This window comes from Anoxybacteroides tepidamans (genome assembly GCF_014201465.1).
GTDB lineage: Bacteria > Bacillota > Bacilli > Bacillales > Anoxybacillaceae > Anoxybacteroides > Anoxybacteroides tepidamans.
Genome location: NZ_JACHEP010000022.1, coordinates 1 through 14660, shown reverse-complemented (window position 1 = coordinate 14660; position 14660 = coordinate 1). Strand labels below are relative to the sequence as shown.

Sequence of the window (14660 nt, the reverse complement as noted above, 5' to 3'; positions counted from 1 at the left end):
AAGAGGTTTTTGCCGTATGCTTTCGACCGTTCGATCATTTATCGAAAAACATCAGCTGCTTACGCCGAATTCGACCGTCATTGTTGGCGTATCAGGCGGACCGGATTCTCTTGCCTTGTTGCATTTTTTTTATACGATTCAACATGAATGGAATATAAAACTGGTTGCTGCCCATGTCGATCATATGCTTCGTGGCAAACAGTCGGAAGAAGATATGAATTTTGTGAAACATTTTTGCGATGAACTCAGTATTATATGTGAAGCCAAACAAATCGACGTCGCTTCTTTTCAACGCCAAACGAAGATGGGAGCTCAAGAAGCGGCCCGCGAATGCCGTTATCGCTTTTTTCGGGAAGTAATGGAAAAATATTTTGCTTCTTATGTCGCGTTAGCGCATCACGGGGATGATCAAATTGAAACGGTTTTAATGAGGCTTGTTCGTGGAAGTAGCGGAAAAGGATATGCGGGTATTCCGGTTAAACGGCCGTTTCATTTTGGATATATCATTCGGCCGTTTTTATGCGTCAGCCGTAATGATATTGAGGTTTATTGCAACGAACACGGCCTCGAGCCGCGCTATGATGCAAGCAATGAAAAAGATGATTATACAAGAAATCGATTTCGCCACGTATTGCTTCCTTTTTTAAAAAAGGAAAATCCGCGCGTTCATGAGCGATTTCAGCATTATAGCGAAACCTTGCTCGAAGATGAGATATTTTTAGAGAAATTAACGAATGAGGCGATGAATAAGGTGGTGGAAAAGCGATTTGATGAAATTATATTGCAAATTCAGCCGTTTCAAACGATGCCAAAGCCTTTACAAAGAAGAGGGATTCAACTAATATTGAACTATCTCTATGGCGGGATTCCTTCTTCTTTGTCCTCAATACATATAAGCAATGTATTAACTTTTTTAAACCATAACCACCCTTCAGGTAGGTTAGATTTTCCAAAGGGCTTAAAAATCATTCGTTCTTACGATGTTTGCCATTTTACATTTCAAGAGAAAAAAACGGATGCTTATATATTTGATTTGCATATCCCGTCAACGTTGTATCTTCCAAACGGCTATGCAATCATTAGCGAATTTCGGGAACACTATCCGAAAGAAGCGAAAGGAAATGATGTTTTGATCCTTGATCCTGAAGCAATTGCGTTTCCATTACGTGTGCGAACGAGACGTGCCGGCGATCGAATGACATTAAAAGGGACGAACGGGACAAAAAAAATCAAGGAAATTTTTATTGAAAAGAAAATCCCGATGTACGATCGAGAAAGCTGGCCGGTGGTTGAGGATGGGAAAGGAAGGATTTTATGGCTTCCGAAGCTAAAAAAATCTGTTTTTGAAGCAACTGATGTTACAAAAACACGCTATCTTGTATTACACTATAAAGAGCAATGAACATCTAGGAGGAAAAGAAAATGGGGATGAATGAAGATATTCAAAAAATTTTAGTGACGCAAGAACAAATACAAGAAAAAGTAAAAGAATTAGGAAAACTTCTTACAGAAGAGTATGAAGGTCGCTTTCCACTAGCTGTCGGCGTATTAAAAGGGGCGATGCTTTTTATGGCCGATCTGTTGAAACATATTGATACATATTTGGAAATGGATTTTATGGATGTATCTAGTTACGGAAATGCGACCGTATCATCAGGAGAAGTGAAAATTTTAAAAGATTTAAACACTTCTGTCGAAGGTCGCGACATTTTAATTGTTGAAGACATTATCGACAGCGGCTTAACGTTAAGCTATTTAGTGGATTTGTTTCGCTACCGAAAAGCAAAGTCGATTAAAATTGTGACGCTTTTAGATAAACCTTCCGGGCGCAAAGCAAATATCGAAGCGAATTATGTAGGGTTTGTTGTTCCGGATGAGTTTGTTGTAGGGTATGGATTAGACTATTGTGAAAAATATCGAAACCTTCCTTATATCGGCGTGTTGAAGCCAGAAATATATAGCAAATAAGCGATCAGTCCGTGCGGTGAATTGGTTGTATTGGAATGATTTTCTATGATACTATTGACTATAGTGTGTTTCATATGGGAGGAGGCAAGAAATGAATCGGATCTTCCGTAATACGATCTTTTATTTATTGATTTTTCTTGTTGTCATTGGAGTTGTTAGCTTCTTTAACGGAAGCAACCAACGGACTGAGCCGATGACATATGATGCTTTTATCGCTCACCTTGAAAACGGTGATGTCAAATCGTTTTCGATGAAACCGGAACGCGGTGTATATGAAATTAGAGGACAGTTGAAAACATATGCCGAAGGGCAATATTTTTCGACGTATGTGATGAACAGCGATCCGATTTTAAACCGGATTGATGCGGCCGCGAAACGGACGAAAGTGGAAGTGATGCCGGCAGACGAAACGAGCGGTTGGGTAACATTCTTCACTTCCATCATTCCGTTTGTCATTATTTTCATTTTGTTTTTCTTCTTGCTTAATCAAGCGCAAGGCGGCGGTAGCCGGGTGATGAATTTCGGAAAAAGCCGCGCAAGACTTTACAACGAAGATAAGAAAAAAGTTCGCTTTCGCGACGTTGCAGGAGCGGATGAAGAAAAACAAGAACTTGTTGAAATCGTGGAATTTTTAAAAGACCCAAGAAAATTTGTGGAACTTGGTGCCCGCATTCCAAAAGGAGTTCTTCTCGTCGGACCTCCTGGTACAGGGAAAACATTATTAGCACGTGCGGTAGCAGGGGAAGCGGGAGTACCGTTTTTCTCCATCAGCGGTTCGGATTTCGTTGAAATGTTCGTTGGTGTCGGTGCGTCGCGCGTCCGCGATTTGTTTGAAACAGCGAAAAAGAATGCGCCTTGTATCATTTTTATCGACGAAATTGACGCTGTCGGCCGTCAGCGCGGCGCCGGACTTGGCGGCGGTCATGACGAGCGCGAGCAAACGCTTAACCAATTGCTTGTGGAAATGGACGGATTTAGCGGCAATGAAGGCATCATTATTATCGCCGCAACGAACCGCCCGGATATTTTAGACCCTGCATTGTTGCGCCCGGGCCGCTTTGACCGTCAAATTACGGTGGACCGTCCAGACGTGAAGGGACGTGAGGCGGTACTTCGGGTACATGCTCGCAATAAACCGTTGGATGAGTCGGTCGATTTAAAAGCGATTGCGATGCGTACGCCAGGATTCTCTGGAGCAGATTTAGAAAACTTGCTTAACGAGGCGGCTCTTGTCGCAGCACGGCAAAACAAAAAGAAAATTGATATGAGCGACATTGATGAGGCGACAGACCGTGTCATCGCTGGACCAGCGAAAAAGAGTCGCGTCATCTCGGAAAAAGAGCGCCGCATTGTCGCGTACCATGAGGCCGGCCATACGGTGATCGGCATGATGCTGGCGGATGCGGAAATGGTTCATAAAGTGACGATCGTTCCGCGCGGTCAAGCGGGCGGTTATGCGGTGATGTTGCCGAAAGAAGACCGCTATTTTATGACAAAACCGGAGCTGTTAGACAAAATTGCTGGTTTGTTAGGCGGTCGTGTTGCCGAAGAAATCGTATTTAATGAAGTCAGCACAGGGGCGCATAACGACTTCCAGCGTGCAACGAACATCGCACGTCGAATGGTAACGGAATTTGGAATGAGCGATAAGCTTGGCCCGATGCAGTTTGGCCAGTCTCACGGTCAAGTGTTTTTAGGGCGTGATTTGCATAATGAACAAAACTACAGCGACCAAATCGCTTACGAGATCGACTTAGAAATTCAACGAATCATTAAAGAATGTTATGAAAAGGCAAAACGCATTTTAACGGAAAATCGCGACAAATTAGAACTGATTGCTCAAACGTTGCTAGAAGTAGAAACGTTGGATGCAGAGCAAATTAAACATTTATTCGAACATGGAACTTTGCCAAATCGCAACGGAAATCATGAGAAGCAGGATGACGTAAAAGTAAATATCCACACAAAGAAAGAAGAATAAGATGTCTCTTTTACAGGGGCATCTTTTTTTACCGTTGAAAGCAACTCTTATGGTATGATGAGAAAAGCAAGAATTTGTGAGAAGTGGGGATGAAGCGATGATTTTTGTGTTAGATGTCGGCAATACGAATACGGTTTTAGGGGTATATGAAGGCGATGAATTAAAGCATCATTGGCGCATTGAAACGAGCCGCGGGAAAACGGAAGATGAATACGGCATGACGATTAAAGCGCTTCTCAATCATGTTGGCCTTGACTTTTCCGATATCGACGGCATCATTATCTCCTCGGTTGTGCCGCCGATTATGTTTGCGCTTGAACGGATGTGCGTTAAATACTTTCACATTAAGCCATTGATTGTCGGACCTGGGATTAAGACCGGACTGAATATTAAATATGATAATCCGAAAGAAGTAGGGGCGGACCGCATTGTCAATGCTGTTGCAGGCATTCATTTGTACGGAAGCCCGCTTATTATTGTCGATTTTGGCACAGCAACGACGTATTGTTACATTAACGAACATAAACAATATATGGGGGGAGCGATTGCGCCGGGAATTACGATTTCGACCGAAGCGCTATATTCACGGGCAGCTAAATTGCCGCGCATTGAAATTGCTCGTCCGGATGATATTATCGGGAAAAATACGGTAAGTGCGATGCAGGCAGGCATATTGTACGGATATGTCGGACAAGTCGAAGGAATCGTATCGCGAATGAAAGAAAAAAGCACGATTCCGCCTAAAGTGATTGCAACAGGAGGATTAGCTTCTCTCATTGCACACGAATCAAACGTCATTGATATTGTCGATCCATTTTTAACGTTAAAAGGATTACATCTTCTTTATATGAAAAATGTAGACAAAAAATAGGAAAAGGTGAGCGAATATGTCTGACTACTTAGTAAAAGCGTTAGCGTATGACGGTCAAGTAAGGGCATATGCTGTACGAACAACAGAGACGGTCGGCGAAGCGCAGCGCCGCCACCAAACATGGCCGACTGCATCGGCTGCCCTTGGCCGAGCGATGACAGCCGGTGTCATGATGGGTGCGATGCTAAAAGGCGACAGCAAACTGACAATTAAAATTGAAGGGGGCGGCCCGATTGGTGCCATTCTTGTTGACAGTAATGCCAAAGGTGAAGTAAGAGGATATGTGACGAATCCTCAAGTACATTTTGAATTAAACCAGCATGGCAAATTAGATGTCGCGCGAGCTGTCGGGACAAACGGCATGCTAACGGTGGTGAAAGATTTAGGGCTGCGCGACTTTTTTACAGGGCAAGTCCCGCTCGTATCCGGAGAACTCGGGGAAGATTTTACGTACTATTTTGTTTCATCTGAGCAAATTCCTTCATCTGTCGGAGTAGGAGTTTTAGTTAATCGTGACGGCACGATTCTCGCCGCTGGAGGATTTATTCTTCAGCTTATGCCTGATACAGAAGAAAAAACGATTGATGAAATCGAACAACGGCTGAAGTCCATTCCTCCGGTTTCAAAAATGATTGAAAAAGGGTTAATGCCTGAAGAAATTTTAGAAGAGTTACTCGGAAAAGGAAATGTCAAAATTCTTGAAACGCTTCCGGTTGCTTTTGTATGTCGCTGTTCGCGTGAGCGGATTGCGGATGCGATCATTAGTTTAGGGCCGAAAGAAATTCAAGACATCATTGAGAAAGAAGGATATGCAGAAGCATCGTGTCATTTTTGCAACGAAACGTACCACTTTACGAGAGAAGATTTAGAAAAACTTAAGCGGCTTGCGGAGTGACCGTCAAAAAAAATTAAAAAATTAAATAATTGACAATTGATAAAATAGCTGATAAATTTTAAACAAATTCGATAAAATTACTCGGGATTAGGGGTGGATAAAATGGCACGTGCAGTAAATTCCATTACTGAATTAATTGGGGATACTCCAGCAGTTAAATTAAATCGCATTGTTGATGAAGACAGCGCAGATGTATATGTGAAATTAGAATTTATGAATCCAGGAAGCAGCGTCAAAGATCGCATTGCACTTGCGATGATTGAAGCGGCTGAAAAGGAAGGAAAATTGAAACCGGGCGATACGATTATTGAGCCAACGAGCGGCAATACAGGAATCGGGTTGGCGATGGTAGCCGCAGCTAAAGGGTATAAAGCCATTCTTGTTATGCCGGATACAATGAGTTTAGAGCGCCGTAATTTATTGCGCGCTTATGGTGCAGAATTAGTCTTAACTCCGGGAAGCGAAGGGATGCGCGGGGCAATTGGCAAAGCGGAAGAACTTGCAAGCGAGCATGGATACTTTATGCCGCAACAATTTAAAAACGAAGCAAACCCAGAAATTCACCGTTTAACGACGGGAAAAGAAATTGTCGAGCAAATGGGTGATCAATTAGATGCGTTTGTCGCTGGAATCGGCACAGGTGGAACAATTACCGGAGCTGGAGAAGTGCTTCGCGAAGCATATCCAAATATTAAAATTTATGCCGTCGAACCAGCTGATTCGCCAGTGTTATCAGGCGGAAAACCAGGCCCGCATAAAATTCAAGGAATTGGTGCAGGGTTTGTACCGGACATTTTAAACACGGAAATTTACGATGAAGTCATTACCGTCAAAACGGAAGAAGCGTTTGCAGCGGCCCGTCGCGCTGCGCGGGAAGAAGGAATTTTAGGCGGGATTTCATCTGGTGCGGCTATTCACGCAGCATTAAAAGTAGCGAAGCAGCTTGGAAAAGGAAAAAAAGTATTGGCGATTATTCCAAGTAACGGCGAACGCTATTTAAGCACGGCTTTGTATCAATTCGAAGAATAAGGAAAGCAACATTTCGGCAGGGAGTATTCCCTGTCGAAATTTTTTTATAGTACAATAGGTGATGTATAACTAAGTTTGGACACAAACTTTTTCGATAGATGCAAAAACAAGTGTGTGTTTGTATGTGGCAACAAAGGAAGGAGTGTAACCGCCGCTTATGGGACTGCGGAAAATATTAGGACGGAAAGTTTCTTATCATCAGCGAGATTGGTTTAAACAATATAAATCGCTCATCCAAAACGAGCCGTACCACGTTTTGTTAGAAAGCGGCCGTGCGGGACGTTATAGCATCATCGGAATGCGCCCGGCCGGAATCGTGAAAGGGAAGGGACAGGAGCTGTCGATTCGCTATAAAGGCGAAGAAACCCGGTTGCAAGGAAATCCGTTGCGTTTAATGAAGCAATGGTTTGCACAATGGCGATCGGAGTCTTGCTACGACGGTCCAGATTTTCAAGGCGGGGCGATCGGCTATATTAGCTATGATTGTGCCCGTTACATTGAACGGTTACCTTCAAAGGCAAAAGATGACCTTGAACTTCCTGATTTATATTTTTTTATTTTTGATGATGTCTTCGTTTATGATCATGAAGAAGAGACATTGCATTTGATGATTCATTATGCGGAAGGGGAACAGGAAGAAGCAGAAAAACGCCTCTCTTTCTATGAATCGCTATGGTTAAGGAAGAACGAAGAAATTGAACCAATGCCGTTTATTCCGACGACGGAGCATGAATCCGTTTCGATGACGGAAACAGAGTTTATGGAGGCGGTCGAAAAGGTTCGGCAATACATCGCCCAAGGCGACGTATTTCAAGTAAACTTATCGGTAAGGCAGTCAAAACCGTTACGTACACACCCTTTTCACATTTATGAAAAGCTGCGTCTATTAAACCCTTCTCCGTATATGGCATACCTTCACTTCCCGGACTTTCAAGTAGTGAGTGGTTCGCCAGAATTGCTCGTGAAGAAACGAGGACCGTACGTGAGCACAAGGCCGATTGCCGGGACGCGTTCGCGCGGAAAAACGGCGGAAGAAGATCGAAAAATTGCCAATGAGTTGCTCGCGAATGAAAAAGAGCGGGCCGAACATCTTATGCTTGTCGATTTAGAACGAAATGATTTAGGAAGAGTATGCAAATATGGTACAGTAAAAGTAGATGAGTGGATGACCATTGAAGCGTATTCTCATGTGATGCACATTGTGTCACACGTATCAGGTGAGCTGGAAAACGGGAAGGACGCTTTTGATGTCATTCAAGCGGTGTTTCCTGGCGGGACGATTACCGGCGCGCCAAAAGTGCGTACAATGGAGATTATCGAGGAATTGGAACCTGTAAGACGCAGCATTTATACAGGATCGATCGGTTGGATTGGCTTTAACGGAGATATGGAGTTGAATATTGCCATTCGGACGATGATCGCCAAAGACGGATTGGCGCATGTGCAAGCCGGAGCAGGAATTGTGATCGACTCACGCCCGGAATACGAATATAAAGAGTGTTTAAAAAAAGCGATCGCCCTGTGGAAAGCAAAAGATATGAGTGAAGCAGAGTAACCATTGATGATGAGGTGAGAGAGATGATCTTAATGATTGATAACTACGATTCGTTTACGTACAACTTAGTGCAATATTTAGGGGAGTTAGGCGAAGAGCTGATCGTTAAGCGAAACGACGAAGTAACGATTGAAGAAATAGAAGCGCTCCGCCCAGATTTTTTGATGATTTCACCGGGGCCGTGCAGTCCGAATGAAGCGGGAATCAGCTTGTCAGCGATCGAATATTTTGCGGGGAAAATTCCGATTTTTGGCGTTTGCCTAGGTCATCAATCCATTGCGCAAGTGTTTGGGGGCGAAGTCGTTCGCGCGCAAAAGTTAATGCACGGAAAAACATCGCAAATTTTCCACGACGGAAAAACGATTTTTTCCGGCATCCCTACTCCATTTACAGCTACCCGTTATCATTCATTAATTGTAAAAAAAGAAACGTTGCCTAATTGTTTGGAAATTTCTGCATGGACAGAAGACGATGAAATTATGGCCATCCGTCATAAAACGCTTCCGGTGGAAGGCGTGCAGTTTCATCCGGAATCGATTATGACAGCCCATGGAATGGAACTATTGAAAAATTTTATTCAAACGTATAAAAGGGTTCGATAATCGATGTATGTATATATAAACGGTGAGATTGTTCGAAAAGAAGAGGCGCGCATTTCCCCGTTTGATCACGGTTATATGTACGGGCTCGGCGCATTTGAAACGTTTCGCACCTATAACGGCCATCCGTTTTTATTAGACGATCACCTTGAACGGCTCAACGACAGTTTGAAGGACATGAACATTGGCTTAACGCTTCACCGCCATGAAGTGATGGCTATTGTTGATCAGTTGCTAAAAGTTAATCAATTGAAAGATGCGTATGTGCGTTTGAATGTGTCAGCTGGGATTGGCGATATTGGATTGCAAACAGATCCGTATACTGCTCCAACGGTCATTGTATATATGAAGCCTCTTCCTCTGCTTTCCTCAGGGGAAAAGGTTTGTACAATTTTAAAGACGAAACGAAATAGCCCGGAAGGAGAAAAACGGCTGAAATCCCATCATTATTTAAACAATATACTCGGAAAACGCGAGATCGGCAGTGATCCCCGGATCGAAGGAATTTTCCTAAATGAAAAAGGAGTCATTGTAGAGGGAATTGTATCCAACATTTTCTGGGTAAAAAACGGCATTGTGTATACGCCTGCTTTGGAAACAGGAGCGTTAAATGGGATTACGCGCCAATTTGTGCTTGCCATTCTTTCTGTATTGCAAGTTCGTTATGAGGAAGGGTTATACTCTTTAGATGAATTAGAAAAAGCAGAGGAAGTGTTTTTAACAAATTCGATTCAAGAAATTGTGCCGGTTTCTCAGATCCACGATCGCCTCTATCCGGGACAACGAGGACTGGTGACACAACTTTTACAGAAACATTATCAACGTTTCACGTCTAGTTTATGGACAAGGCATGAGCTTGAACTTATAGAAAGGACCGATATCACGCTATGGTAACGGCAATTCAATGTGGACCTTATACACTCGATATAGAACAAAAAACGATCATTATGGGGATTTTAAATGTCACTCCCGATTCTTTTTCAGACGGTGGGCAATTTCAAGCGGTCGAACGTGCCATTGAGCACGCGAAAAGATTGGTAGCAGAAGGAGCGGATGTGATTGATATTGGGGGAGAGTCGACGCGGCCGGGTGGTGAAAAAGTATCGCTAGAAGAAGAATTGCGGCGAGTGATCCCAGTTGTAAAAGCAGTGTCAGCGGAAGTGAATGTCCCTATTTCCATTGACACGTATAAGGCGGAAGTAGCGAAACAAGCCATTGAAGCAGGTGCCCATATTATCAACGATGTATGGGGAGCAAAAGCGGATTCGAAAATGGCGAAAGTAGCGGCTCGTTACAACGTTCCGATTATTTTAATGCACAACCGCCATCACCTTCATTATGAAGATTTAATTCGCGATATGATCTCGGATTTGCTAGAAAGTGTGGAGATCGTGAAAAAAGCAGGGGTCAAAGATGAAAAGATTATTTTAGATCCCGGGATCGGTTTTGCGAAAACTGCTGAGCATAATTTAAAGGTGATGCGGCATTTAGACGAGTTTGTGAAATTAGGCTATCCACTATTATTAGGGACATCTCGAAAATCGTTTATTGGTCACGTTCTCGATTTACCTGTCAACGAACGGGTGGAAGGAACAGGAGCGACCGTTTGTCTTGGCATTGCAAAAGGGACTCATATCGTTCGTGTCCATGATGTGCTACCGATGGCCAGAATGGCAAAGATGATGGATGCGATGCTCGGTAAAGGGGGCGGTGACCATCGATAAAATTTATGTGAACGGGATGGAGTTTTACGGATATCACGGAGTGCTTCCGGAAGAGCATATACTTGGGCAACGTTTCTGTGTGGATTTGATCGTTGAAACAGACTTGAAAAAAGCAGGAGAAAGCGATTGTTTAGACGATACAATCAATTATGCCGTGTTATACGAAATTTGTCGAGAAATTGTGGAAGAAAAACGATTTGCACTGATTGAAGCGATTGCTGAACAAATCGCTCATCGTATTTTATCTTCTTTCTCAATGGTTGTGCAATGTACAGTGAAAGTGAGCAAACCAAATCCGCCGATCAAAGGGCATTATCAATCTGTAGCAGTAGAGATAGTAAGGGGTCGTTAAATGGATAATCATGTATATATGGCGCTCGGCTCTAACATCGGCGATCGCCTGCAATATTTGCGCGAGGCAGTTAAAAAATTAGCGGAGCATGAGGAAATTTTGGTCGTCGGAACGTCTTCAATTTACGAAACAGCCCCTGTCGGTTACGTTCAGCAAAATAAATTTTTAAACATGGTCGTTCACATCAGGACCTCCCTTTCTCCTTTTGCTTTGCTAGAAGTGACGCAAAAAATTGAGCATCAACTTGGAAGAAAAAGGGGAATACGATGGGGACCGCGCACGTTAGACCTTGACATTTTATTATATAATCATGAAAATATTGAAACAGAACGACTGACCATTCCGCATCCACGAATGACAGAGAGAGCGTTTGTATTAGTTCCGTTGTTTGAACTTAATGCGGATATACGCATTCCAACTATGAAACGCAGTATAGCGTTAATAATAGATGAACTACCGGACAAAGAAGGGGTACGCCTATGGAAACAGAAAAGTGGGGGAGACGTATTCGCGCTTTTCGAAAATTAAAAGGATACACACAAGAGCGATTTGCGAAAGATTTGGGTGTATCGGTATCCATTTTAGGGGAAATTGAGCGCGGCAATCGGTTGCCAACGGAACAGTTTTTGCAAATGGCAGCAAAGTGTTTAAACGTAACAGTGGACGAACTTTGTCCGCCGGGTGAAGAAAGGAGGTTAGGGGATGTTTAAAATTGGTAATGTTGAAATCAAAAATCGCGTTGTTCTTGCCCCGATGGCTGGAGTATGTAACTCGGCGTTTCGCTTGACTGTTAAAGAGTTCGGGGCTGGCCTTGTTTGCGCAGAAATGGTCAGTGACAAGGGAATTTTATTTAACAACGAGAAAACGTTAGATATGCTTTATATCGATGAACGCGAGAAACCGTTAAGCTTGCAAATTTTTGGTGGCGAGAAGGGAACGCTCGTTGAAGCGGCGCGATTTGTCGATAAAAATACGAACGCAGATATTATCGATATTAATATGGGCTGCCCTGTTCCGAAAATCACAAAATGTGATGCCGGCGCAAAATGGCTGCTGGACCCAAACAAAATTTACGATGTCGTTAGCGCGGTTGTTGATGCAGTAGAAAAGCCTGTAACAGTAAAAATGCGGATCGGATGGGATGAGCATCATATTTATGCTGTCGAAAATGCTCAAGCAGTCGAACGTGCGGGTGGCAAGGCAGTTGCCGTCCATGGGAGAACAAGAGCGCAAATGTATGAAGGAAAAGCGGACTGGAACGTTATTAAACAAGTCAAAGAAGCCGTTAAGATCCCGGTCATCGGAAATGGAGATGTCCAAACGCCTCAAGATGCAAAGAGAATGCTCGAGGAAACAGGGGTAGACGGTGTGATGATTGGCCGTGCCGCTCTCGGCAATCCGTGGATGATTTACCGGACGGTTCGCTATTTAGAAACAGGCGAATTGATTCCGGAGCCTTCTGTTCGGGAAAAAATTGATGTCTGTATTTTGCATCTTGACCGTTTAATTGCTTTGAAAAATGAGCATATTGCGGTCAAAGAAATGCGAAAGCACGCTGCTTGGTATTTAAAAGGCATCCGCGGAAACGCAAAAGTGCGCAATGCGATCAACGAATGCAATACTCGCGAAGAGCTTGTTTCACTTTTAATGAACTTTGTAGAAGAAGTAGAAGCAAAACAAAACGCGCAGGCTGTGTAATTTTAAAGAAGTAAATGTAATGGTTATTTCACTGCCAGCCTTTGCTGGCAGTATTTTTAATAAAATTTGAAAACGGAGTGGATTTTATGAGTCACGAAGAATTAAATGACCAGTTACGCGTTCGCAGAGAAAAACTAGACAAACTAAGACAAAAAGGCATCGACCCATTTGGGAAGCGCTTTGAGCGCACACATAAAGCGCAAGAGCTCTTTAATTTGTATGGAGAGTTATCAAAAGAAGAATTGGAAGAAAAGCAAATTCAAGTAGCGATTGCTGGCCGCATCATGACAAAGCGCGGCAAAGGGAAAGCAGGGTTTGCCCATATTCAAGATTTAACAGGGCAAATTCAAATTTATGTTCGGAAAGACGATGTCGGTGAAGAACAATACGAGCTGTTTGATACTTCCGATTTAGGAGATATTATCGGTGTCCATGGTACGGTCTTTAAAACGAAAGTAGGCGAATTGTCCGTTAAAGTCTCTTCCTATGAGCTTTTAACAAAGGCGTTGCGTCCTCTTCCAGAAAAATATCACGGATTAAAAGATGTTGAACAACGTTATCGTCAACGCTATTTAGATTTAATTATGAATCCGGAAAGCAAAAATACATTTATTACACGAAGCTTAATTATCCAATCGATGCGCCGTTATTTAGACAATCACGGATATTTGGAAGTAGAAACGCCGATGATGCATTCCATTGCTGGAGGAGCGGCAGCACGCCCGTTTATTACACATCATAATGCATTAGATATTCCACTATACATGCGCATTGCGATCGAATTACACTTAAAACGTCTTATTGTCGGCGGATTGGAGAAAGTATATGAAATTGGCCGTGTATTCCGTAATGAAGGAATTTCTACGCGCCATAATCCAGAATTCACGATGCTTGAGCTATATGAGGCATACGCAGATTATCAAGATATTATGAATCTCACAGAAAATATGATCGCTCATATTGCTCAAGAGGTGTTAGGGACAACGAAAATCCAATACGGAGAGCACGAAGTGGACTTGATGCCGCGGTGGAAACGGCTTCATATGGTTGATGCGATTAACGAGTATGTAGGGGTCGACTTCTGGGAACAAATGAGTGACGAAGAAGCTCGTGCATTGGCGAAAGAACACGGGGTAGAAGTTGCGCCGCATATGACATTTGGCCATATTGTGAACGAATTTTTCGAACAAAAAGTCGAAGACAAACTTATCCAGCCGACATTTATTTACGGTCATCCAGTTGAAATTTCACCGTTGGCAAAGAAAAATCCGGAAGATCCGCGCTTTACAGACCGCTTTGAATTGTTTATCGTTGGGCGTGAGCATGCGAATGCCTTTACGGAATTGAACGATCCAATTGACCAAAGAGAGCGTTTTGAGGCGCAATTAAAAGAACGTGAGCAAGGAAATGACGAAGCACATGAGATGGATGAAGATTTCATTGAAGCATTAGAATACGGTATGCCGCCAACCGGTGGTTTAGGGATCGGTATTGACCGGCTTGTTATGTTGTTAACAAACTCTCCATCGATTCGCGACGTACTACTATTCCCGCAAATGCGTAATAAATAACTTTAAAAAATAGAGGGTGCCCAAAAGTAATGGTGCACCCTTTTATGTCATGTCATTTGAGATTACACAACTTTTGGAGTTAGCCATTAATTGGCCGTAAAAAATAGTTGATTTCTGTTTGTAAGTATGATAAATTAAAAATCGTCACTTCGAACCACACAAAAAAACAAAAAAATATATTGACGAAAATAATCAAAACATGATATATTGAAAAAGTCGCCTTGAGCGATGTGGAAGTAAATGTTCTTTGAAAACTGAACAAAACGAAGCGTCCTCGTCGATTTGACGAGTAGTTGATAATGAGTATGGAATAAAACTTTCGATGGAGAGTTTGATCCTGGCTCAGGACGAACGCTGGCGGCGTGCCTAATACATGCAAGTCGAGCGGACCGAATGGAAGCTTGCTTCTGTTTGGTT

15 protein-coding genes and 1 rRNA gene are annotated in these 14660 nt (G+C 43.0%); all 16 read left to right on the top strand.

The window, feature by feature from the left end; genetic code table 11:
- Positions 1 to 16 precede the first annotated feature (16 nt).
- Complete coding sequence (gene tilS, locus HNQ34_RS14190; RefSeq protein WP_183255765.1) at positions 17 to 1402, top strand: tRNA lysidine(34) synthetase TilS; 1386 nt, start codon at positions 17 to 19, stop codon at positions 1400 to 1402.
- A gap of 20 nt (positions 1403 to 1422) precedes the next feature.
- A complete protein-coding gene (hpt, locus tag HNQ34_RS14185; protein ID WP_183255757.1) occupies positions 1423 to 1968 on the top strand; it encodes a hypoxanthine phosphoribosyltransferase in 546 nt (181 codons plus the stop codon).
- A 91-nt stretch (positions 1969 to 2059) separates the two neighbouring features.
- The gene (ftsH, locus tag HNQ34_RS14180; RefSeq protein ID WP_183255755.1) at positions 2060 to 3949 is read left to right on the top strand and encodes an ATP-dependent zinc metalloprotease FtsH; all 1890 of its coding nucleotides are present in this window, start codon (positions 2060 to 2062) and stop codon (positions 3947 to 3949) included.
- Between the two features lie 97 nt (positions 3950 to 4046).
- The gene (locus HNQ34_RS14175; protein WP_183255753.1) at positions 4047 to 4820 is read left to right on the top strand and encodes a type III pantothenate kinase; all 774 of its coding nucleotides are present in this window, start codon (positions 4047 to 4049) and stop codon (positions 4818 to 4820) included.
- A gap of 16 nt (positions 4821 to 4836) precedes the next feature.
- Positions 4837 to 5715 (top strand): Hsp33 family molecular chaperone HslO, encoded by an 879-nt coding sequence (gene hslO, locus HNQ34_RS14170; RefSeq protein ID WP_183255750.1) that lies wholly within the window; start codon positions 4837 to 4839, stop codon positions 5713 to 5715.
- A 102-nt stretch (positions 5716 to 5817) separates the two neighbouring features.
- Complete coding sequence (gene cysK / locus HNQ34_RS14165) at positions 5818 to 6744, top strand: cysteine synthase A (RefSeq protein WP_183255748.1); 927 nt, start codon at positions 5818 to 5820, stop codon at positions 6742 to 6744.
- Between the two features lie 157 nt (positions 6745 to 6901).
- Positions 6902 to 8299, top strand: coding sequence for an anthranilate synthase component I (gene trpE, locus HNQ34_RS14160; protein ID WP_183255746.1), 1398 nt, complete (start codon positions 6902 to 6904; stop codon positions 8297 to 8299).
- Between the two features lie 23 nt (positions 8300 to 8322).
- Positions 8323 to 8901 carry an aminodeoxychorismate/anthranilate synthase component II gene (gene pabA, locus HNQ34_RS14155; protein ID WP_183255744.1) on the top strand — a complete coding sequence of 193 codons (579 nt, stop codon included), beginning with the start codon at positions 8323 to 8325 and terminating at the stop codon, positions 8899 to 8901.
- 3 nt (positions 8902 to 8904) lie between these two features.
- Positions 8905 to 9792, top strand: coding sequence for an aminodeoxychorismate lyase (gene pabC / locus HNQ34_RS14150; RefSeq protein ID WP_183255740.1), 888 nt, complete (start codon positions 8905 to 8907; stop codon positions 9790 to 9792).
- Positions 9786 to 10622 carry a dihydropteroate synthase gene (folP, locus tag HNQ34_RS14145; RefSeq protein WP_183255738.1) on the top strand — a complete coding sequence of 279 codons (837 nt, stop codon included), beginning with the start codon at positions 9786 to 9788 and terminating at the stop codon, positions 10620 to 10622. Before pabC ends, folP begins: the two co-directional genes overlap by 7 nt.
- Positions 10585 to 10974 (top strand): dihydroneopterin aldolase, encoded by a 390-nt coding sequence (gene folB, locus HNQ34_RS14140; protein WP_183255737.1) that lies wholly within the window; start codon positions 10585 to 10587, stop codon positions 10972 to 10974. The genes folP and folB overlap by 38 nt, the downstream gene beginning before the upstream one ends.
- Positions 10975 to 11502 (top strand): 2-amino-4-hydroxy-6-hydroxymethyldihydropteridine diphosphokinase, encoded by a 528-nt coding sequence (gene folK / locus HNQ34_RS14135; protein ID WP_183255735.1) that lies wholly within the window; start codon positions 10975 to 10977, stop codon positions 11500 to 11502. It abuts the gene before it with no gap.
- Positions 11454 to 11684 (top strand): helix-turn-helix domain-containing protein, encoded by a 231-nt coding sequence (locus HNQ34_RS14130; RefSeq protein ID WP_183255733.1) that lies wholly within the window; start codon positions 11454 to 11456, stop codon positions 11682 to 11684. Before folK ends, HNQ34_RS14130 begins: the two co-directional genes overlap by 49 nt.
- Complete coding sequence (gene dusB, locus HNQ34_RS14125; RefSeq protein ID WP_183255731.1) at positions 11677 to 12672, top strand: tRNA dihydrouridine synthase DusB; 996 nt, start codon at positions 11677 to 11679, stop codon at positions 12670 to 12672. Before HNQ34_RS14130 ends, dusB begins: the two co-directional genes overlap by 8 nt.
- An 86-nt stretch (positions 12673 to 12758) precedes the next feature.
- Positions 12759 to 14243, top strand: coding sequence for a lysine--tRNA ligase (gene lysS / locus HNQ34_RS14120; RefSeq protein WP_183255729.1), 1485 nt, complete (start codon positions 12759 to 12761; stop codon positions 14241 to 14243).
- Between the two features lie 319 nt (positions 14244 to 14562).
- A 16S ribosomal RNA gene (locus HNQ34_RS14115) occupies positions 14563 to 14660 on the top strand; the annotation flags it as partial.

Excerpts from the sequence above, each read along its gene's own strand:
- tilS (WP_183255765.1), top strand. The coding sequence starts at position 17 with ATGCTTTCGACCGTTCGATCATTTATCGAAAAACATCAGCTGCTTACG.
- hpt (WP_183255757.1), top strand. The coding sequence starts at position 1,423 with ATGGGGATGAATGAAGATATTCAAAAAATTTTAGTGACGCAAGAACAA.
- ftsH (WP_183255755.1), top strand. The coding sequence starts at position 2,060 with ATGAATCGGATCTTCCGTAATACGATCTTTTATTTATTGATTTTTCTT.
- HNQ34_RS14175 (WP_183255753.1), top strand. The coding sequence starts at position 4,047 with ATGATTTTTGTGTTAGATGTCGGCAATACGAATACGGTTTTAGGGGTA.
- hslO (WP_183255750.1), top strand. The coding sequence starts at position 4,837 with ATGTCTGACTACTTAGTAAAAGCGTTAGCGTATGACGGTCAAGTAAGG.
- cysK (WP_183255748.1), top strand. The coding sequence starts at position 5,818 with ATGGCACGTGCAGTAAATTCCATTACTGAATTAATTGGGGATACTCCA.
- trpE (WP_183255746.1), top strand. The coding sequence starts at position 6,902 with ATGGGACTGCGGAAAATATTAGGACGGAAAGTTTCTTATCATCAGCGA.
- pabA (WP_183255744.1), top strand. The coding sequence starts at position 8,323 with ATGATCTTAATGATTGATAACTACGATTCGTTTACGTACAACTTAGTG.
- pabC (WP_183255740.1), top strand. The coding sequence starts at position 8,905 with ATGTATGTATATATAAACGGTGAGATTGTTCGAAAAGAAGAGGCGCGC.
- folP (WP_183255738.1), top strand. The coding sequence starts at position 9,786 with ATGGTAACGGCAATTCAATGTGGACCTTATACACTCGATATAGAACAA.
- folB (WP_183255737.1), top strand. The coding sequence starts at position 10,585 with ATGCGATGCTCGGTAAAGGGGGCGGTGACCATCGATAAAATTTATGTG.
- folK (WP_183255735.1), top strand. The coding sequence starts at position 10,975 with ATGGATAATCATGTATATATGGCGCTCGGCTCTAACATCGGCGATCGC.
- HNQ34_RS14130 (WP_183255733.1), top strand. The coding sequence starts at position 11,454 with ATGGAAACAGAAAAGTGGGGGAGACGTATTCGCGCTTTTCGAAAATTA.
- dusB (WP_183255731.1), top strand. The coding sequence starts at position 11,677 with ATGTTTAAAATTGGTAATGTTGAAATCAAAAATCGCGTTGTTCTTGCC.
- lysS (WP_183255729.1), top strand. The coding sequence starts at position 12,759 with ATGAGTCACGAAGAATTAAATGACCAGTTACGCGTTCGCAGAGAAAAA.